The 20067-nt window shown below is 52.6% G+C and carries 21 protein-coding genes and 2 pseudogenes; 14 read left to right on the forward strand and 9 right to left on the reverse strand.

Features of this window, described 5'->3' with window-relative positions; genetic code table 11:
* The first annotated feature begins 1276 nt into the window (after positions 1 to 1276).
* Both O1V66_RS04960 and O1V66_RS04965 read left to right on the forward strand, forming a co-directional pair.
* Entirely contained in the window at positions 1277 to 2185 is a 909-nt protein-coding gene (locus O1V66_RS04960; protein ID WP_045046905.1) for a LysR family transcriptional regulator, read from the forward strand.
* Between the two features lie 164 nt (positions 2186 to 2349).
* Positions 2350 to 2862, forward strand: coding sequence for an SRPBCC family protein (locus tag O1V66_RS04965; protein ID WP_045046904.1), 513 nt, complete (start codon positions 2350 to 2352; stop codon positions 2860 to 2862).
* A 166-nt stretch (positions 2863 to 3028) separates the two neighbouring features.
* On the opposite strand, the gene O1V66_RS04970 is transcribed toward O1V66_RS04965, so the two are convergent.
* Together O1V66_RS04970 and O1V66_RS04975 are read right to left on the reverse strand one after the other, a co-directional pair.
* On the reverse strand, positions 3029 to 3757 hold the full coding sequence (locus tag O1V66_RS04970; protein ID WP_206540480.1) for an SDR family NAD(P)-dependent oxidoreductase: 729 nt from the start codon (positions 3755 to 3757) through the stop codon (positions 3029 to 3031).
* 91 nt (positions 3758 to 3848) lie between these two features.
* Positions 3849 to 4388: a 2,4'-dihydroxyacetophenone dioxygenase family protein gene (locus O1V66_RS04975; protein WP_045046903.1), complete on the reverse strand. Its 540-nt coding sequence runs from the start codon at positions 4386 to 4388 to the stop codon at positions 3849 to 3851.
* A 294-nt stretch (positions 4389 to 4682) separates the two neighbouring features.
* Here O1V66_RS04975 and O1V66_RS04985 point away from each other — a divergent pair.
* From O1V66_RS04985 to O1V66_RS04995, 3 genes and pseudogenes are all read left to right on the forward strand, one after another.
* Positions 4683 to 5329, forward strand: a pseudogene (locus O1V66_RS04985) (MFS transporter).
* A gap of 38 nt (positions 5330 to 5367) precedes the next feature.
* Positions 5368 to 5535 (forward strand): hypothetical protein, encoded by a 168-nt coding sequence (locus O1V66_RS04990; protein WP_269128161.1) that lies wholly within the window; start codon positions 5368 to 5370, stop codon positions 5533 to 5535.
* A gap of 50 nt (positions 5536 to 5585) precedes the next feature.
* On the forward strand, positions 5586 to 5981 hold the full coding sequence (locus tag O1V66_RS04995) for an MFS transporter (protein ID WP_330873489.1): 396 nt from the start codon (positions 5586 to 5588) through the stop codon (positions 5979 to 5981).
* A 53-nt stretch (positions 5982 to 6034) separates the two neighbouring features.
* Here the strand turns inward: O1V66_RS04995 and O1V66_RS05000 are convergent, their stop codons facing one another.
* Positions 6035 to 7099 carry an L-dopachrome tautomerase-related protein gene (locus O1V66_RS05000; RefSeq protein WP_269128163.1) on the reverse strand — a complete coding sequence of 355 codons (1065 nt, stop codon included), beginning with the start codon at positions 7097 to 7099 and terminating at the stop codon, positions 6035 to 6037.
* 665 nt (positions 7100 to 7764) lie between these two features.
* Between O1V66_RS05000 and O1V66_RS05005 the strand changes: the two genes are divergently transcribed.
* The 7 genes and pseudogenes from O1V66_RS05005 (at position 7765) to O1V66_RS05035 (ending at position 12650) form a co-directional block, all read left to right on the forward strand.
* Complete coding sequence (locus O1V66_RS05005; protein WP_269128164.1) at positions 7765 to 8508, forward strand: MFS transporter; 744 nt, start codon at positions 7765 to 7767, stop codon at positions 8506 to 8508.
* The gene (locus tag O1V66_RS05010; RefSeq protein ID WP_269128165.1) at positions 8436 to 9104 is read left to right on the forward strand and encodes an MFS transporter; all 669 of its coding nucleotides are present in this window, start codon (positions 8436 to 8438) and stop codon (positions 9102 to 9104) included. Before O1V66_RS05005 ends, O1V66_RS05010 begins: the two co-directional genes overlap by 73 nt.
* A gap of 124 nt (positions 9105 to 9228) precedes the next feature.
* Positions 9229 to 10188, forward strand: coding sequence for a C-terminal binding protein (locus O1V66_RS05015; protein ID WP_045046900.1), 960 nt, complete (start codon positions 9229 to 9231; stop codon positions 10186 to 10188).
* A gap of 29 nt (positions 10189 to 10217) precedes the next feature.
* Positions 10218 to 10874, forward strand: a complete 657-nt coding sequence (locus O1V66_RS05020) for an RraA family protein (protein ID WP_045046899.1) — start codon at positions 10218 to 10220, stop codon at positions 10872 to 10874.
* A gap of 57 nt (positions 10875 to 10931) precedes the next feature.
* Positions 10932 to 11219 (forward strand): annotated as a pseudogene (locus O1V66_RS05025) (PfkB family carbohydrate kinase); the annotation flags it as partial.
* A complete protein-coding gene (locus O1V66_RS05030) occupies positions 11164 to 11868 on the forward strand; it encodes a sugar kinase (protein ID WP_269128166.1) in 705 nt (234 codons plus the stop codon). The pseudogene O1V66_RS05025 and the gene O1V66_RS05030, both read left to right, overlap by 56 nt.
* Positions 11869 to 11897: 29 nt before the next feature.
* The gene (locus tag O1V66_RS05035) at positions 11898 to 12650 is read left to right on the forward strand and encodes a GntR family transcriptional regulator (protein ID WP_241481369.1); all 753 of its coding nucleotides are present in this window, start codon (positions 11898 to 11900) and stop codon (positions 12648 to 12650) included.
* Positions 12651 to 12708: 58 nt separating this feature from the next.
* On the opposite strand, the gene O1V66_RS05040 is transcribed toward O1V66_RS05035, so the two are convergent.
* On the reverse strand, positions 12709 to 13635 hold the full coding sequence (locus O1V66_RS05040; protein WP_269128167.1) for an L-dopachrome tautomerase-related protein: 927 nt from the start codon (positions 13633 to 13635) through the stop codon (positions 12709 to 12711).
* A gap of 38 nt (positions 13636 to 13673) precedes the next feature.
* Positions 13674 to 13847 carry a hypothetical protein gene (locus O1V66_RS05045; protein ID WP_269128168.1) on the reverse strand — a complete coding sequence of 58 codons (174 nt, stop codon included), beginning with the start codon at positions 13845 to 13847 and terminating at the stop codon, positions 13674 to 13676.
* Between the two features lie 441 nt (positions 13848 to 14288).
* Here O1V66_RS05045 and O1V66_RS05050 point away from each other — a divergent pair, with 441 nt between their 5' ends.
* On the forward strand, positions 14289 to 14978 hold the full coding sequence (locus O1V66_RS05050) for a DUF421 domain-containing protein (protein ID WP_045046897.1): 690 nt from the start codon (positions 14289 to 14291) through the stop codon (positions 14976 to 14978).
* Positions 14979 to 15004: 26 nt separating this feature from the next.
* On the opposite strand, the gene O1V66_RS05055 is transcribed toward O1V66_RS05050, so the two are convergent.
* Positions 15005 to 15127 (reverse strand): hypothetical protein, encoded by a 123-nt coding sequence (locus O1V66_RS05055; protein WP_269128169.1) that lies wholly within the window; start codon positions 15125 to 15127, stop codon positions 15005 to 15007.
* Between the two features lie 44 nt (positions 15128 to 15171).
* On the opposite strand from O1V66_RS05055, the gene O1V66_RS05060 reads away from it, so the two are divergent.
* Complete coding sequence (locus O1V66_RS05060) at positions 15172 to 15804, forward strand: DapH/DapD/GlmU-related protein (RefSeq protein ID WP_045046896.1); 633 nt, start codon at positions 15172 to 15174, stop codon at positions 15802 to 15804.
* A 78-nt stretch (positions 15805 to 15882) separates the two neighbouring features.
* On the opposite strand, the gene O1V66_RS05065 is transcribed toward O1V66_RS05060, so the two are convergent.
* The 3 genes from O1V66_RS05065 to O1V66_RS05075 form a co-directional block, all read right to left on the reverse strand.
* Positions 15883 to 16560, reverse strand: coding sequence for an HAD family hydrolase (locus O1V66_RS05065; protein WP_045046895.1), 678 nt, complete (start codon positions 16558 to 16560; stop codon positions 15883 to 15885).
* Between the two features lie 351 nt (positions 16561 to 16911).
* Complete coding sequence (locus O1V66_RS05070; protein ID WP_269128170.1) at positions 16912 to 18291, reverse strand: c-type cytochrome; 1380 nt, start codon at positions 18289 to 18291, stop codon at positions 16912 to 16914.
* A gap of 3 nt (positions 18292 to 18294) precedes the next feature.
* A complete protein-coding gene (locus O1V66_RS05075) occupies positions 18295 to 20064 on the reverse strand; it encodes a GMC family oxidoreductase (RefSeq protein ID WP_045048175.1) in 1770 nt (589 codons plus the stop codon).
* Between the last annotated feature and the right edge of the window lie 3 nt (positions 20065 to 20067).

Here is a 20067-nt window from a genome sequence, read left to right on the forward strand (position 1 = left end):
TGCCATAGCCATATAGATTAAGCACTTTGCTCGTGGCCCCCACCTGAACCTAAAGTTTATCTCCGGCTTTTCGGCTGCCTGACAGCTTTAATTCGACAGGAGTTTGTTTGCAGTCATAGGTTTGATTGGACCATGACTCGCTCGATGACTTATAGCAAAACTTCGCGTATTGCGTGGTCATTGCGCCCGGCCCTTCGGATGCATCAAAAGTGCCTTCGATAACATATCCATCGGGACCATCCGCGCGGGAGCGTCCGTCAAAGCGCACATCATAGGTCCGATTTCCAAGGGAGTCTTCGGCAATGTAAAGGGGAGCCAGTTTCTGCCACGGGCCGCCGGGGGTGACATTCTTTCTAAAGCTGGTGGCGCTGTCAGGAAACTGGCCGCTGGTGCCTTCGTTAAAGGCAATCCTGAAGTCGACGGTATCGTTGGGTTCGCGGGTGCCTTTCCCTCCACGGCTATTCGATTATCCCCATAGTTCTCCAGCACGTAGTCGATGTCGTTATAACCACTCTTCGAGCCTCCATGCTGGAAACGCACGATATTCTTTAAACCTCCACCGGATCTATTGAGTCCGGATCGCGCGATTAACGTCCCCGAAAAGGTGTAACCTCGGCTTCCATCCGGCGCGATGACGCCTTCAAACGTAAGCTCGGACTGAACGTTGGTTTTGTAATGTATCTGCACTTTAGGCATGGCATGAATCTCCCTATCGATTTAAGGTAGCAGGACAATAAATACTTAAGGAAAATTAACTAAAAGCTAGCCGAATTACAAAGCGCTGCCAAACTTTTTGTAGCGTTCTTTTTACAGTAATTTACTCTTAAGTTAACGAAAAAGGGTTGATATCTGCTCGATAGAGTAAGGTGTTATCCCAAAAAGATGATCATAAAAAGCTGCGTAAAGCATCAAAATTGCTGCCATTGACTTTCTTTTTGTTGGATTTGCATTTAATTGTAAACTGACTGCAAGTGCGTGAGGGGAGGGGATAAAGGCATTTAGAGGAGGTCGAAGATGACCTACTATCAAGTTCTCGTTTTGTGATCGTCATCATTTATTTATGCAAATACATGAGAATTTGTTATGTATTTTATCAATATTTCTAATTGTGATGCCCCTGTTCGTAAATAGGTTCACTATGACGTTGAAAACGGATTGGCGACACTGGCTTACTTTACCCAGTCTTGAACGATATTTTTAGACGATTACACTAGGGCAGGAATTAAGTCACAGAGCCTCGATAGGGTAAGTGCTCATCTTCACGACAGGGGTTGGAATGAACAACGATATAAGATCACTGGATCTTAATTTACTTAAAGCCCTGGATGCCCTGATTGATGAAGGCAGTGTCACCCTGGCGGCGCAACGTCTCTCTCTGACTCAGCCTGCGGTAAGCGGAATGCTGACGCGGTTGCGTGACTATTTCAACGATCCGCTTTTTATTCGCACGCACAAGGGGATGGTGCCCACCCTTCGAGCCCTCGAGCTTGGCGGTCCCGTTAAACAGATTTTGACGGAAATTTCCATCCTGCTGAAACCGGTTGATTTCGATCCTGTCAGGGCAGAACTCACTTATACCCTTGCCGCGACGGACTACGCCCTGAGAGCGGTCATTGCTCCGCTGATGCTGGCGCTGAAGCAGCGTGCGCCCCTGATCCGCGTGGCCGTGCGGAGCTATGACAGCGAACGAATATTTCATCAGCTGGAGCGGGGCGATGTCGATCTGGCGCTATTGACGCCGCAAACCACGCCTGTTGATCTTCACAGCCGCGCGCTTTATCAGGAAGAATACGTTTGTGTCATGCGGGCCGGGCATCCCCTTGCGGCGCAAGGCTCTCTCACGCTGGAGCAGTTTTGCGCCCAGGAACACATTCTGGTGTCCAACGAAGGCCGTTTCTGGGGAGGCACTGACGAAGCGCTGGCCGAAAAGGGGCTGACCCGCCGCGTCGGTATGTCTGTAAACAGCTTTCTGGCATTGCCTGAACTGCTCAGGTTGACGGACATGATTGCCGTCGTGCCATACCGTCTGGCTTATCATCACGACTATCTGGTCATCATGAAAACGCCGCTTACGGTGCCGGGATTTATCAAAAGTATGGCCTGGCACGAGCGTGCTCATCGAAATGTGGCCCATCAATGGATTCGTGCGCTTTGTGTCGAAGTCAGCCAGAATCGTCCATCATAGCGTTAATATTAAACGGGGAAGGCAGGGAGTGGGGTAGGTAATATTACTTATCTTATATTGCTTATCATTAACGATAATTTGTCTTATAAAACCTTGGGCCGATAATAGCTTCATGTTGACGCGACCTTGACCTGAGGTGGCGATTTTAAAATGAGGATTAAATTATGCATTCGATTCACTGGCCTGAAGGTTTTGTTCCCGGTTTTAGCGATAACTTTGTGTCTAACGAAATGATTGTGGCCGACCTGAGTGTCAAAGACATCTGGCCGTTCCTGAATCAGCCTTTCCTTTGGCCGACGTACTACAAAAACTCTGCCGACGTACGCTTCTACGACGACAAAGGTCCTGAACTGGAAAACGGCGTGCGCTTTTACTTCAGCACCTTTGGTTTTCCTGTCGAGTCTCAAGTCGTTGAATATGTTGCGCCTGCCGAAGGACAACCTGCGCGCGTGGCCTGGCACGGCTGGTCTGGTGAAAAAAACGCCGCCGATCGTCTGGATGTTCATCATGCGTGGCTGCTCGAAGATTTGCCGGGTAACCGTGTGCGTATCCTGACGCAGGAAACCCAGAACGGCGCACCCGCCAAAGCGTTGGCGACAACCCGTCCGAATCCTATGCTGAACGGACACCAGGAATGGCTCGACGGGTTAATCGAGGCCGCTTCCAAAAAAGCCTAATCACGCTGCGCGTTCCCGTTATCGCCCCAAACTGGGGTGATAACGGCTTATTTCCCTACCTTTAGTCGTAATCTCCTGTTTTCCTCTCGCGCGCATCAGCGCACTGAAAAAAACCTCGCCGCTAAAAGCGTTGTTTATTGAGCCCGTCAAAGTCATGGGCAGGCCCTCAAACGGTCAGATAACCGCCGTCCACAGGCAGGATAATGCCGGTGATAAACGACGCCGCAGGACTGGCAAGAAACACCACGGCTTGCGCAACATCTTCCGGTGTTCCCCAGCGCCTGAGAGGCGTGCGCTCAAGAATAGGGGCCGCACGGCGAGGATCGTCCTGAAGCGCCTGCGTCAATGATGTTGCTATCCAGCCGGGTGCCACGGCATTGACCCGAATACCTTCCTCGGCATAGGCAATGGCCAGCGATTTGGTCAATTGCATGATCCCGCCCTTGCTTGCGCTATAGCCCGGCACCAATCCGCCTCCAAAGAAACTGAGCATCGAGGCCATATTGATAATACAGCCCTGACTTTGCGCCAGTTTTTCACGGGCCGCAGAACAGCAACGCAGTGTGCCGGTGAGATTGATATCTATCACATTTTCAAAGACGTCGACCTGATGTTCAGCCCCACGACTGATGATGCCGGCACAGTTTACGAGCACGTCGAGTTTAGACATGTCGGCCATCAACGCGACAATGGACGAGTTATCGCGAACATCGAGTTCACGAATCTCCACGGTGTCCTGTAATGCCAACTGATTATCGTCACATCGAATCCCTGCTGCCATAACTCGTGCACCAAGTTGTGCAAGCAGCGTGACGATGCCCGCGCCAATACCGGTTGTGCCTCCTGTTACCAGCGCAGTTTTACCCGCCAGCAAATGAGTGGAAAACGACATCATGCACTGATTCCTCCATAGAAATGCGGCCAGACGAATGACAAATTTTTACTCACGACTCGCGGGTGAAAGTCATTCATCACCAAAGTCAAACCTAGCGAATAAACCGGTCAACAAAATCGGCGCCCAACCCGCAGGATTCATAATGCTTGCGGCACATATCAATTTTGGTAAAGACATCTTCAAAGCCGACGTTAGCGCCCCAGGGATCGACGTAATACATACAGCCATTGACCTGAAACAGCGTGATCATCTCCTCCACATCTTCATCTACGACCAAGGTGTGGGTTTCACCCGGTGGCTCAAAAACATAACCGCCTTCCACGGCCTCCCAGTCATGTTCCAGATAGCGCCAGCGACCTTTAATGACATAGGCATGAACCGGCGCAGGGTGGCGATGACGACTGAGCACACCCGATTTTCTGACTTTGAGCAGATTGACCCAATAACCTGCGGAACGATTCAGGCAAAGAGGGCGAAACCACACGTTTTCCGCCTGAGGCACCCAGATACGGGGGTCTTCCGGCATCGCCTGGCTGACAACGAGATCCGGCACCATTTCCGAAGGTTGTGAAAATTGATAAGGCATACGGCGCAGCGTTTCCGTATCCAGATTTTTATCTTTTTGCTCCATCGTGATCTCCTCGTTTTCGAGAGTTACAAGTCAGTGCAAGCAAACAAACCTTGCTTTAACTGACATGTCATTATTGAGGTGAGTGGAGTAAATAATAACCGGTAATTTACACCAGTCATCCTATAAAAGTTGATTTTACGTGGCAAAATCTCTGTTTGTGATCGAAGTCTGCTTTGTTTGATAAAACTCTTCCTAAATTCAGCTTCTCGCTCTTTACTGTTCTGACATGTCAGTTGATCTTGTCGAAACAGGAAAATAACTATGTACTCTGCTAAAAAATCTCTGAATGACACGATGGGAAACAGGCGCTGGTCTGTCGCGTTTATCCTTTTGGTTGGTGGTTTTATCAATTATCTCGATCGGGCGAGTTTATCTGTTGCTGCGCCTACCATGATGGAGGACCTGCATTTGTCCAACACCGATATCGGACTGATGGGATCGGTGTTTTCACTCTTTTTGCTTTTAGTCAGTTTCCTGCCGGTTGGCTGGCCGACCGTTTCGGCCCGCGTAAGGTTTATGCCGGAGCCGCGACGCTGTGGGGGCTTTCAACCATGCTGACCGGACTTTGCAGCTCATTGACCTCCCTGCTTTGTGCCCGTGCGCTGCTGGGAATGACAGAAGCGCCCGGCTGGCCAACCTCCGCCAAAATCACCTCGATTTGGTTTCCACGAAAAGAGCGGGCATTGGCAAGTTCTATCTGGGATGCCTCATCGCGTTGGGGTTTGGCATTCGCCCCGCCTTTACTGGTGTTTATGAGTATTCATTTCGGCTGGGGTGCCTTGTTTTATCTGGCGGGAAGTCTGGGCGTTATTTTTGGCCTGATATTTTTCCTCATCTATCGCCAACCTGAAAATCATCCCCGTATTTCCTCTCGCGAACGGGATTATATTCAGGCGGGTGGGGAGGGAATGTACCGCGTGCAGAGCCGGGCGCGAGAGTAAAATGGGCGTCGCTGTTTCGATATCAGTCCATGTGGGGAATGATGCTGGGCTGGTTCTGCTATATCTGGCTGTTCAATATCTTTGTCACCTTTCTCCCGCTGTATCTCATGAAAACGCAGCATGTCACGCTTAACGCGATGGGCATTTATGCCAGCATTCCCTATCTGGCGGGTATCGTCGGGGCGGCATTGGGGGGTACGCCGTAAAATGGCTAACCGATCATCAGACTCAGTCCGATCCGCTCAGAGCCAAGAAGATAGTCATCATGGTTGCGGCGTTGATCAGTGGCGCGGCAACGATTGCCGTCCCATTTTGCGACACCCTGACCCTGACGCTTGTGATGATGACGGTGGCCATGTTCTGTCTTTCGGCCGTTTCATGCACCTGCTGGGCTATTCCCGGCGATGTGGCTTCCAATGACATCGTTGGCTCGGTGTGCGGGATACAGAACTTTGGCGGTTTCTTTGCCGGGGCGCTGTCACCGCTGGTGACCGGGTATATTGCCGATGCGACGGGTTCCTATGCCATGGCGTTTGTGAGTGGCGGTGCCATCGCCGCGTTGACCGGTTTCTGTTACTGGTTTCTGGTTCGCAAACCCATTGTGAAAAAAGAGAGTGAAGTGATGGACGAACGCCTGCAGCCAGAAAGTTAGCGAGACGGGCAGCAAGGCAGAATATTCCGCCTTGCTGTTTTGTTGCCGGGACTTCAACGTGCGGTATAAGGTTTCCCACCCACCTGAACCTTGTAGATGCGGAAGTTGGCTACCTTCGGATTATCAAAATTCATCTCGCCCCCGACCCAGGAATTAAGATGATTGCTGACAAAATAAAGGCTGCCATCAGGCCCCCAGCCAATGGTATCGGGCCAGGCGATATCCGGGCTGCTCACAAGCGTCGTTATCTTGCCGGTTTTGGCGTCTCGCTTGGTCAAACCATTTAAGGTGAGCGCCGTCAGGTAGAGATTGCCCGCGCGATCGGCGGTCATACCATCGGTGTTGGAGGGCAAGGTATTCACGACTTTTATCCCGCTTTCGATTTTTTCTTCGCTGTTGCCAAAGTCACGCAGCAATGAGGTTGGCACGCTCATCAAACGGTTGCCCGTCAGATTGGTCCAATAGAGCGTTTTCTTGTCGCCGGATAAGGCAATACCGTCGGCCCCTGTCAGCATGGCGTTAGGCTTGCCGTCTTTGTCTTTCAGGACCTTCTCGCCATGAATGCGAAAGGTGAAGCCGGGTTGATCGTTAACCCAGGCAGGATTCGACAGTACACGTTTGGCCTGACCGGTTTTCATGTTATAGACCAGCAGAGCGCCTTTGAGAGGGTGACACATAATCCCGGAATCTGTGATGTAAACAACCCCGTTATCATTATCAACGGCCACATCGTTCAGGAAGGAGCAGGCGAAATCCACTTGATCCGAAGTAAATTGATATCGCGCCACTTCCTTGTTGCTGTTCAAGTCCCAGGCGATGAGTTTTTCATCTCCCGGCTTGTTCGGCGCACCAGCAATATGACCCTGATCCAGAATCCACATCACGTTGTTTCGATCAATTTCGAAGCCGAGTACGGCTTTCAATCCCTGCGGGTTATTGATGTCGTTCATTTCCCTGCTTGGAAAAGGTTTCAACACCCATTGGCCATCCTTTTTCTCCAGTTTTGAGAGTGTAGCCGGAACCTCGGGACCTCCCCATCGTGCGGTGCTGACATAAATATTGTCATGGGCATCCACCTTGACCCCGTGGAGCATCGCCTTGGTATCATTTTTTTCCACTGCGCCTCGGCAGTGGCGTTTCCCAAATCGTAGGGCAGGCGGTTCCATTCGGCCACGACCGTAAGTTCGGGCTGCGTCGCAGCGAATGACAGTGCTGTAAATCCAAAGCCTAGACAGGCAGAAGTCATGGAAAGGGCAATCAGGCCGGGCTTGAAGCTGTTTGATTTCATACGGACTCCATAAAGTATGCAGTGGGTTTTCTGACATGTCAGAATTTAGCATTCCTTTTTTATTTCTCTTGAAATAATTTTCTGAAATGCTTCTAACCTCACAAAAATTGCGCCCAACTTTCTCCTTCACATCAGAAGCAAGACAGTCGAAAAAATTAATCGAAAGATAACAGGAAATTGTGGCTGATTCGCGTCTGGGTGAAGCATGAGGTAGGGTTGGAGGCAAGCACGGCAATTTGCGTGCCATGAAAATGATCGACTGTGATCTTGCTCACCACACTCGGCGAATATATCTGGGTTCTGTGATTTTTTTAGCAAATATTTAACAATTTTAGCGTGTTTGAAAACGTATCTGATAAATTTGTGACATGTCAGATTGTGAACGCCAGTGATAACGAGCGGAAGGTCTTTCCAGATCCCTGCTTTTCCATTTCTGCGGTCATCGTCTCACTCACTCATCGTTCTTCAACCTCTAGAATAAGCAGGAAAATCGCCATGAGTACGTTGACCCAACAAAGCAGTGCAAGCGCGGGAGACCTTGAGCAATCTACGGTGCGTAAGACCATCATGATGCTGGTGCCCCTGATGGTGGCTATGTACGTGATTGCCTATATTGATCGCCAAAATATCAGCTTCGCAAAATTGCAGATGATCGGCAGTCTGGGCTGGAGTGAATCGGCATTCGGACTGGGTTCTTCACTGTTTTTTATCGGATATCTTGTTTTTAGCGTGCCGGGCAATCTCATCCTCTCCAAGGTAGGCGCAAAACGCTGGTTTGCCTTGAGCCTCTGCGCGTGGGGCGTTATCACCATTTCGCTGGCATTTACTCAAAGCCTGACCATGTTTTATCTGCTGCGCTTTATTCTCGGATTGGCAGAGGCCAGTTTTTATCCGGGCCTTATCTATTATTCAACCCAATGGTTCCCGACCAAATACCGTCCGCGAATCGTGGGTTTTCTGGTCATGGCCAGCATGTTTGCCAACATGATTGGGGCTCCCCTCAACGGCGGGTTGCTGAGTCTGCACGGTTTTATGGGGTATGAAGGCTGGCAGTGGTTATTCTTTGTGACAGGATTACTGGCGCTGATACTGATAGTCCCCGTATTGTATTTTTCCCGGGCACTCCGGAGCACTCCACTTTTCTGGCACCGGCCCAAAAAGCGTGGTTGCTCAAGCGTCTTGACGAAGAGCGCCGTCAGCAAACCGATCAGTCCGTCAATACGCTCTTCAAGTCGTTAACCGACAAGCGTGTACTGGCGCTGGCGCTGGTCTATGGATTTATCTGTTTTGGTGCCTACGGTATCAGCTACTGGATGCCCACCATCGTCAAGTCGTTTGGTGTTTCGGATATGAAAAACGGCCTGGTCAATATGATCCCGTGGGCGCTGGTCATGATCCTGCTGCGCTGGTTGACCAAAAATCCGGAGCGTACCAATAACCCCTTCATTAATGTTGCGCTACCCATGTTTACCGCGTCACTCTGCCTGATAGGATCGGTGTGGTTCTATGCCGTACCGGTCGTCAGTTTCGCCTTCATATGCGGTGTCGTGCTCTCCGTCTTTGCTATCCAGCCCTGCTTCTGGAATATGACCAAATTCCTCTCTGGTGCATCGGCGGCGGCGGGTCTTGCCATTATCAACTCGCTGGCAAACCTCGGCGGTTTCTTTGCCCAGAACACCATTCCTTTAGTGCGTGACGAAATGCAGAGTGCCTCTGCGCCTATGATCTACCTCAGTATCGTGATGCTGGTGGGAGGAATCTGTACCGTCCTTATCATCAAATGGCTGCAACGCAAAGGCGAGACGGTTGTCGCCGCCCCTGTTGCAGGCCACTAACTGACATTTCAGATTTGCAATTTTAGTGTGACGTGAATCACTACTGGCAACAATAAATATTGCCAGTCGAGATAGGCTTTGTCAGTATCAATTAAAACTAACATGTCAGATTTCAGGAGTGGCAATGAAAAAAATCGTCGTCCTTGAACCGGGTTATGCCAATTATCATGAAGAAGAAACCGTGTTGGCTGCCTTTAACCCTCAGTTCGTCGTCATCCCCAAAGGGGCGTCTGACGAGGTGCGCAAACAGGCGTTGGCAGACGCTGACGCGGTCATGATTCGCGAAGCGCCACTCCCGGCTAGTGCAATTCGCACCCTGGAAAAATGCCAGATTATCGTCCGCTACGGGGTTGGGGTCGACAATGTGGATTTGGACGCCGCGAAAACGCAGGGTATCTATGTCGCAAACGTGCCCGATTATGGCTCGGAGGATGTTGCCGAGCATGCGCTGGCCATGCTGCTGGCGAGTGTCCGTCGTATTGCTTCACGCAATGCCCAGGTTCATCAGGGGCAGTGGAATATTGGTCAGGCCGAGCCGATGTTCAGACTCGGCGGCAAGGTGCTGGGCATTGTGGGTTTTGGGCGCATTGCCCGTTGTCTGGCCACCAAGGCCAGCGGGCTGGGTTTGAGCAATATTCTGGTGTGTGATCCCCTGCTTGACGAGGCGCAGGCGGAGGCTGCGGGCGTCGTCAAGTCCTCTCTCGAAAACCTGTGTCGCGAAGCCGATCTCCTGTCTTTGCATGTTCCGCTCTCTCAGGCGACTCGGCATTTGATAGGCCGGGAACAGTTGGCATTGATGAAACCCACGGCAGTTTTAGTCAATACCTCGCGCGGCGGACTTATTGATGAGCAGGCACTGTATGACGCGCTCAGCAATAACCGCCTGTTTGCTGCGGGTCTGGACGTGTTCGAAACCGAGCCTGTCAACGCGGACAACCCTCTGCTGAGCCTGCCCAATGTGATTTGTACCGATCACACCGCCTGGTTTACCGAAGAGTCAGTGATTGAACTCCAGCGCAAAGCCGCACAGGAGGTCTTGCGTGTTTTTGAAGGCAACCGACCCTTGCACTGGGTGAATCCATAATTTAAATACAATGTAATCAGGAGTATACGATGTACAGCAAAGAGATTATTGAAGGTTATCGCGCGATATTTTCAACGGCATCCATCGCCGATGCCTGCGATATTATTGTAGGTAAAACCATGTTCCTGCCGTTCGAAGTCAAGAATCGTATCAATGACAAAAAGATAGTCGGCCCGGCGGTCACGATTCTGGAAGATGTTACCGAAGAAAAACTGCCGCCGCAGCATGCGCTTGATGCCATTGATGAATCGGAAGCCGGTTCAGTCATCGTCATCGGAGGGTGCAAGGCGCTTGAAACGGTGGCGGTGTGGGGCGGCCTGATGACGGCGGGTGCCGTCGCCAACAAGCATGAAGGGGCGGTGTTGATGGGCGGCGTGCGCGATTTGATTGAAATTCGCCGTGATTATGATTTCCCGGTATTCGCCAAAACCGTCACGCCGGGCACAACGCTTGGGCGCTTCAAAACGCTGGCGTCCAATCAGCCTGTCACCCTGGGCGATGTCACGGTTAATCCGGGCGATTTGATAGTCGGTGATGTCGATGGCGTGGTATGCGTTCCGAAAGAGCATGTCGAGGCTGTACTCGCGTTGTCGGTTTCCATCGATAATCGTGAACTGGAACAGGCCAAGCTTATTATCGAATCGGGTTCATTGCGTGAAGGTCTGGCCAAGTATGGCCGTATTTGATTAGCTAGAAGCGGCCTCGCCGATGCTTTTCGAGGCGAGGCCGGGAGGACAGGGAAAATGAAAAATTTCGATATTCTTTCTTTCGGCGAACCGCTATACGAAATCAGCGAGTTGCCACAGGAAGGGGAAGCGCTCCACTATCTCGGCGGTTACGGCGGCGATACGTCGAATTTTGCCATCAGTGCAGCACGACAGGGCGCAAAAGTGGCCATGTTTACTCAACTGGGCACAGACGTTTTTGGCGACAGATTTATCGCGTTATGGCGGCGTGAGGGCGTGGATTATCAGCATGTGCTGCGTCACGACAGCGCGCCGACCGGCCTCTATTTCATCACCCACGACAACATGGGACATCATTTTACCTTTTATCGCAAAGGCTCGGCGGCCGCCTGTCTCCAGCCTTCCCAACTTCCCGAACCAGGCCATCGCAGACGCGAAATTGCTGCACACCTCTGCCATCACACTGGCTATCAGCGATTCGGCCTGCGACAGCGTATTTGCTGCCATCGAACTTGCACGCCGCCACGATACGCTTGTCTCTTTCGATACCAACCTCCGGCTCAAGCTGTGGCCACTTTCTCGTGCAAGGGCCATCATTCATGAAGTCGCACGTTCGGTTGACCTCTGTCTGCCGAGTCTTGATGAGGCACGTTTACTGACCGGATTGCACGAGGCCGAGGCGATTGTCGATTTCTACCTCAATCTCGGCGTCAAGGAGGTAGTCTTGAAGCTGGGCAGCGAAGGCGCGATGTATGCCAATGCACATCAACGATGGCAGGTGAAGGGGCATCGCGTCGATACCGTTGATGCTACCGGGGCAGGCGACTGTTTCTCCGGAGCCTTTCTGACGCAGTATCTCTCAGGATGTTCACCCGAGCGGGCGCTTGACTATGCCAACGCCGCGGCAGCCCTGACTACGAAGGGTTATGGTGCCGTCAAGCCAATCCCCTCAAGGCAGGAGGTCGAGCACTTTATCAAGACAATCACCCGATAACAGCAAGATGTGACGCACCTCCTGACGAGATGCGCTGCAAGGCCCGCCGACGTGTCTTAGGGAAGAATTTTCTGGTATACATAGGACTTGGGCACGGCAAAAAAGCCGTCTATCCACCAGGCGTGGCGATGGAGAAGCAGAACAGCATGGCGCAGGACCTTCTGAAGGATGTAGTTTACAAGCGAATCAAGGACATGATCATCAATGGTTCTCTGCCAATGGCCGGGAAACTGTCAGAGACGGTTTTAGCTACCCGTCTCTCGGCCAGCAAAGCGCCGGTCCGTGATGCCCTGCGCCGATTGCAGAGTGAAGGTCTGGTGCAAATCAAACCCAAGAGCGGCACCTTTGTGTTCAGTCTCAGCGACGTGGATTTCAAGGATTTACTCGATTTTCGCTTTTATATCGAATCTAAAGCCATGTCGTTGTCATTGAAAAAGAACCCTAAACAGCTGGTGCAGGAAATATCGTCCATTCTGGATAATATGGATTTCTGCATCAACAACGGTTCTACAGTGGAATATATTCGGCTCGATAATCTCTTTCACGAGGCGTTATTCAACTGGTGTCAGAATCCTTATCTTACTCAGGCATACGGGCTTATTTCATCACGCATGGCGACAATTCGTCATTATATGGGCAGCAATGATGAGCATATGCACCGTTCCTATGTGCAGCATGTGACAATTGTTGCCGCACTGCGGGATAACGACCTCGATACAGCGCTTGAGTCTTTAAAAGGGCATATTCTTCCAGAGTTTGGCGCTTATTGGGGATTGCTGTAACAAGCTTTCGATAATATTACCCGGGTATCGCCAATAACGTTACCCGGGCTTGAGATAATTAGCCTCTCACCAGACCACCCAGCTTTATACCGGAAAATTCTTCCGGCAACGTGATGGAATAAACAATGAAAGGCGCATCTGAACCGGCATGGGGCGCAGGCTGCTTTACCGGTATATAGAGTTTTCTGTCATGGCTGATAAACGAGCCATCGGGGCGCACCAGTTCTGGACCCGAGGCGATGACGGCGGTCTTTCCGGATGGCGAAAGCAGGGTAATATTGTGCGTAATGGTCTCTGAAAAATACACATTGCCCAGGGAGTCCATACAGCATCCGCCCGCAAAATTGTTGTCGTAAACACGCTCGATGGCTTGTTGCAGTTGTTCCTCGGAAACATCGGCATCGTTGAGTAATCGCGTTTCGAGTCGATATAGCGGACCGGTAGGGGCCGCCCAATAAAGCCATTTCCCCTCGGAAGTAATTTCAATCATGTCGCTGTTGGGCGGATGAAAAACGTTGCCTCCCTTGATGTGGGCCAGAATGGCGGGCACTTTCGCTGCCGACGCGAGTAATGCCTTTTTGCCCGAAAGCCTGCGTACTGTTTTTCCTGATTGCAGATCATGAATGATGATTCCGCCCAGTCCAGAATCCGAGATATACATCTTGTTGCCATGAAAGCGTAAATCATTCATCTGCGCCCCAGGCGGCAAAATCGTGTCGTCAAAGCGGATTATCCTGAGAATAGCCCCCGACTTTGAATCGAGTTGCACCAGTTTCTGCGCACCGGTTTGAGGCACGGCATACTCCGCCGGAAATACACCGGCGCTCACGGAGCCTTGATCCACACACCAAATCGTATCGTCTTCGAAAATATGCACGGAATTCAGGTAAACAAAGGCCTCGCGTCCGTCCTTGCCGGGCGCCCATTCATTCCAGCTATTGCCGGGGAAGGCTGCCAACGTCCCGTCGCTTTCAAGGCGAGCCAACGACGGCGTCGGTTTATCGGCGGCGTAACGGGGGAGCCCTAAAAAAGCGTATTATGACGGGTTAATGCAACCTGATTGGCCATCCACGGCGATCGCACGGCAATCTCGAGGGCAAGCGGCTTTTCTGCTGCATGGGCAGGGCGCGCACGGGTGAGTATTCCAGCGCCCAATGCGCCCATGACACCAATAAATGTACGACGGGATGTCTGCAATTCTGACCTCCGGAAAGAGTCTGCCTATAAGCCATATAGGATGGTCGGTTAACCTGTAAATGCTTTGGAGTTTACTTCATTCCGTTTTCATCACTTAACTGTTTTTAGGCACGAAATGTTGCCGAATCGCCTTGTGAGTTTCGTGGAGAATAACTCGATGTTCTGCGCGAAATATCGAAACAGAAGGCGGAAGGAAATAAAAATGCGACGCTTATGGGGCCGTGATTTTAAAAAGACGCAGGCTCGGGAATAGAATCGGCCATGTCGAATAATGCATTGCTTACAGCTATTTCCAAGGCGGTGGTGTGGTTGCCCTTGCAAATTCGTTTAACGCATCTGGACTATACTGAATGGAAACATGCATCGGACGCAAATTTTCATACCATGCACTGATAATACAAAGGTTCACCTGAAATAAATGACAGTTTGCAGGGGTACGCCATGTCAGGGTTCGATTTACATAAATTCCTTATCAATGACCAGCCTTACACCTTTCTTTTCGAAGTCATTCTACGCGTCTTCATTGCCTATGCGGTAGTTTTCACCTTTCTCAAAGTGTCGGGCCGCCGAGGGGTTCAGCAACTTTCACTCTTTGAAGTGGTTATCATACTGACCTTGGGGTCTGCCTCCGGCGATGTCACGTTCTATGATGATGTTCCCATACTGCCGGTGGTTCTGGTTTTTGTTGTGCTGCTTATGCTCTATCGGCTAACGACCTGGTCGATGACAAAATCATCTTTCATATCAACGCTTGTGGAGGGTAAAGTCGTCACGCTTATTGCCCACGGAAAATACGTTTCAACCAACCTCGACCGGCTGAATATCTCCGAAGATGAATTTCTGATGGAGTTACGCCTCAAGGGTACGGAACATCTGGGCCAGATTCGCCTTGGATTGGTGGAGGTCGATGGTCAGTTGAGTCTCTATTTCTATAAAGACGACGATGTCGTCCCCGGCCTTTCTGTTCTGCCCGCAGAACATCGCCCCTGTTTCTCGCTCATTCCGCATAACGGGCTGTTTGCCTGTAATCGCTGTGGCACCACTCGACAGATGACGGCCGGAGACAAACGGCAATGCCCCGTGTGCGGACGGGAAATCTGGTCGGCTGCACTGCATTCACGCCGCACGTAACAGGCCTCTCCCATCATCGACGCCAGTCACGGCGAAAAGGTTTGATGCTCGCGACTGATTTGCAGACCGGCGTTGCGCTTTCTGCCGAGGAGAAAACGTTGGCTGTCGACCGGCCATGTCAATTTGCTGTCATCTTGGCGCTGTAACATCGTGCGAACGTTACTTTTAACGAGATGATAAGTCTGGAGTTGCCATGTCCGTCGCTACCGTTCTGCCTGCCAAGCTTGAAACAACTGTTATCGATACCAGTGTGCGGATGCGCGCAACGCAAGTGGGTCGGCAGTGCGAGATCCTGGCCCACAGCTATCTTGAATACTGTTCGCTGGGTGATTTCTCTTATGTGGGTGAATATTGCTGTATCGCCGATGCCGACATTGGCCGGTTTACGGCGATTGCCAATCAGGTTCGCATCGGCGCTCCCAATCATCCGATGGATCGCGCCTCGCAGCACCGTATCACCTATTGCCCCGAATACTATGACGTTGATGCCATAAGAGATGCCGAGTTTTTTGCCGCGCGCCATGAAGACAGGGTCGTGATAGGAAACGATGTCTGGATAGGGCACGGGGTTATCGTATTGCCCGGCGTCAAGGTCGGCGACGGAGCGGTTCTGGCGGCCGGTGCGGTAGTAACCAGAGATGTTGCGCCCTACACCCTTGTTGGCGGTGTACCGGCCAAGTTAATCAGAAATCGATTTGACCCTGAAATTGCGTTGCAACTCGCACAGATTGCCTGGTGGGATTGGCCCCTCGCTAAAATCATCGAAAACCTGTCAGATTTCCAGACGGCGGATGTTAAACATTTTTGCCTGCGACACGCCAGATAATCAAACGCATTCAGTAGATTAACAGGGCCTCAAGCATTGCCTGTCGAGGCCGTCTGGTTTCCTCTTCAAGACTTTCAGCTATTTCAGCAGGGCAGTGCCGTTGCTCATCAGGTCATGAAAATCACTGAATACGGGAGCGCCCGACGCCTTCAACAGTTCTGCCTTGGCGTCGCGTCCTATGCCAATAAACGGCAGGGCAAGATTCCGGGCCGTTTTCAAGTCCCATAGTCCATCGCCGATAGAAATAATGGCGCCTGGCTTTTGTTCGGGAAAATGCTGACTTCCCACTCGGATAGCTTCCCGAAGGATATCTTCGCGCGTGGAAAACTCGGAGGCGGTGACGAGGATGACCTCTTCGGCAACCACACCGACTGCCGCCAGTTTTTTCTCTGCGCCAAAGCGAAGGCTGCCCGTGGCGTAAACCACTGTCCATGCGCGCTCTTTTAACCACTGCAAAAAGAGAGTCGCGCCGGCAATTTCGGTGAAAGGGCTAGATGCAAATTCGTGTTCCAACGCGAGTTGGTACCTTGACTCGAGATCCGCGACCTTTGCGCGACCATCAAATTGCGCCTCTTCCCAGGCTTGCTGGAAAATTGCGCTGTCCGTATGGTGTGTGTAATGGCTCCAGTCTGTTCTCAGATCCGGAAAAGAAAAAGTACGCAGGGCGGATTCAAATGCGCGCTGATGCTGTGCAACGCTGTCAGTCAAGGTGCCATCAATATCAAAGATTACGATACCGGGAATGTCGTGGGTCATTAATTGTGTCGTCCCTTGGAAAAGAATGATTCGGCGGATTCATCTTAAAGCCAATCTATTCCTGGGCAATGCAGACAATAAGTACTTTATTGACATTCCTAATTCATTTAAGTGATAACGAACTGGCGAGAAGTTATAGGCTAAGTGGAAATAGCCTCTACTCTCTATAATATTATGCGGTAATGGCATGAAGAATCGGGTTCTGCCTGGAAGGGGGTTCACGTTATATTGGCGTTTAGGATGATGAGTAATGAAAAAAGGCGCTCAAAGAGCGCCAAAGTCATCAACCTGAATCATCCTTGATTCTTTTTTTATAATAACGGTCAATCAATAAGGGTTATTATTGATGGGTTATTTTGCGTCATTTTTCTGACTTGCGTCTTTCAATGCGGCGGGCTGCAGGTTATTTCTCGCCTTTGTCTGCTTGCGCAGTGCGGCGACCTCCTGTGCCGTTACCTCGCCCGCCTGATTGCCCCATGAATTACGCACGTAGTTCAGGATGTCGGCAATCTGCTGGTCGTCCATTTTCCAGTCGAACGACGGCATGCCCGCCGCGGTTTGACGATCGGCAGTATGAGGTGCACGCGCGCCGTTGAGCATGGCGGTTATCATGTTGGTCGGGTTATTCCGCATCGAGCCATTGCCTGCAAACGCCGGCACCATCCCCGCAATACCTTCGCCTTTTTCGCCGTGGCAGGCCGAACAGTTGACTTCGAAGGTCAGCGCGCCCTTGCTGCGGGCCGCGTCATCCATCGCCAGGGCCTTCGGCGCGGGGGTGTTTGATGCCGGAAGGCTCTTGAGATAAGCCGCGACGGCCTGCAAATCGCTGTCGGTGAAATACTGCATCGAGTGCTCGACGGCTTCCGCCATCGGACCCGCCGCCACGCTTTTGCCGTCAGAACCGGTTTTCAGGTACTGCGCAATCTCGTCGTTGCTCCATGTGCCGATACCGGCATGCGGATTTGGCGTGATGTCGGGCGCGTACCAGTCACCCAGATTGCCGCCCTGCAAATACTGGCTGCCGATTTCGCCGCCGAGCGCGTTGCGCGCCGTGTGGCAGACGCTGCAGTGCGCCGGACCGTCGACTATATATTTGCCGCGGTTAATAACCTTTTCCGCGCTGGCGTTTTCGGCATTGGGGGTATTGCGGGTGGTCTTGAGATTCTCCGGCCTGAAGCCGCTGTTGTCGAAGAACAGCAGGTTCCAGCCCGCCATCGCCAGACGAATGTTGTACGGGAAGTTCATGCCGCCGTTTTCGTCGACCTTGTTGCTGACCGGTTTCAGGGTCGACATGTAGGCCCACAGGTCGTGCATGTCCCGGTCGCTCATCTTGGCGTAGGCGGTGTAGGGCATCGCCGGATACAGGAAGCCGTGGTCGCCGCGCCCCAGCCGCACCGCGTTGAAGAAGTCGCGCTCGGTCATGTTGCCGATACCGGTTTCGCGGTCGGGGCTGATGTTCGAGGTCTGCAACTCGCCAAACGGGGTGTTGATTTTATAGCCGCCCGCAAAGCTCTGCTCGTGGCAGGCGGCGCAGTCGCCGAGCCGCATGGCGTATTCGCCGCGCTTGATGGCGGCGGCGTCGGTGCTGTGGAAGTCCGCCAGTTTGGTGGTGTTGTCGGCCACTTCGGAGCGCGAGCTGTCCATCACCATCCACAGTCTGCCGAACACCCCAATCCCGGCCACGACGGCCAGGGCTGCGAGGCTATAGCCGATTTTCTTTTTTGCACTCATGATTTACGCCTTCACCAGAGGGGCCGGATTTTTAATGTAGGTCTGATGGATAGCCTGGGCCGCGCGGACGGCCAGCGCGCCGACGGTAATGGTCGGGTTGTAGCCACCGTTGTTCGGGAACGCCGACGCGCCGACCACGAAGACGTTGTGCACGTCCCAGCTTTGCAGGTAAGGGTTCACCACGGAAGTTTGAGGATCCGCTCCCATCACGGCACCGCCAATCGTGTGCGAGCTCTCTTGCTGGTACGGATTCCACGCCTTGTCGGTCTGCTTTTCCATGATAGTTGCCGCAGGGCCAGCCTGTTTCATGATGGCTTTGGCTTTGTCCGTCACAAAGTCCACCATCTTGATATCGTTGGTGTTCCAGTCGAAAGTGACACGCAGGAGAGGGCGACCATGACGGTCCTTGTAAACCGGATCGAGATCCAGATAGGCCTCGCGCACCGGCATTGACGTCCCCTGACAGAAAATCGTCGCGGCGGTCTGATAGTCCCGCGCGTAACCGGCTTTCCACTCGCTGCCCCAGCGCTTGGTGCCTTCACGCAGGCTATTCATGTGCTGGATGGGGCGGCCGTCGGTGTTATAGGCCATGATGCCGGCCCCGCCGATGAAATCGAGGTTGCTGTGGTCGAAGTTGTCGCCGTTGAAGTCGTCGATTTGCACCGCCAGCGCGCCGCCGCCGATGAACGGGTTCATGAATTCGCCGTCGAAGAAACCGGTGACGGAAGAACAACTCTGGTAGTTATAGTTGCGTCCCACGGTGCCTTTGCCGGTTTTCGGGTCGTACGGCTCGCCAATTTTCGACAGCAACAGCATGCGCACGTTGTCCATCTGGTAGGCCGTGATGCAGACCACGTCGGCAGGCTGGAAGCCTTCCTTGCCGTCGCGGGTAATAAAACGCACGCCCTTGGCGGTCTTGCCGTCGTCGTGCTTGATGACCTGCAACACTTCGGTTTCGGTCAGCACGGTGAAGTTCGGGCGGCGCATCAGCGCGGGGAGAATACAGGCCTGCGGCGACGATTTACTGAAGTTGCCGCAGCCGTGGAAGTCGCAGAAACCGCAGTAGGTGCACGGTCCCATGGTCACGCCGAGCGGATTGACGTAGGCCTGCGAAAGGTTACCCGCCGGAATGGTGAACGGGTGATACCCCATGCCTTGCGTAGTCTGGCGATACTTACGCAACCAATGGGTGTCTTTCAGCGGCGGCGTAGGGTAATCGCGGCTGCGCGGACCTTCGAAAACATTGCCGTTCGGTTGCGGTTTGCCGTTTAAATTCCCGGCGATACCCGAGGTTCCGGCGATGCGCTCGAAGCGGTCGTAATAGGGTTCCATCTCGGCATAGGTGACGCCCCAGTCCTGAAGCTGGAGATCCTTCATCCTCGCCGCGCCGTAGCGTTCGCGGGTGCGGGTGGCGACCTCGAAATCCCACGGCGTAAAGCGCCAGGACATCCCCGCCCAGTGGGTGCCCGCACCGCCGACGTTCCAGCCGAACTGATACGCCGACCAGTCACGCACCGGCGCGGCATCCTGACTGCTGTTGTTGCGAAAGGTGGTGGTCTCGACGCTCATCGGTTGCAGCAATTGGCGACGGGTGTGCCAGCGCAGTTCGTCGGGGTCGACGGCGACCGGAAAATCGGTCGAGGTATCGCGCCATGCGCCGCGCTCAATCGCCACCACGTTAAGTCCCGCGCGGGTCAGTTCTTCGGCCATGACGGAACCGGCCCAGCCTAGTCCGACAATCACGACGTCGGCTTTATTTCTTATTTCTGACATTTA

This window comes from Rouxiella chamberiensis (genome assembly GCF_026967475.1).
GTDB classification, from domain to species: domain Bacteria; phylum Pseudomonadota; class Gammaproteobacteria; order Enterobacterales; family Enterobacteriaceae; genus Rouxiella; species Rouxiella chamberiensis.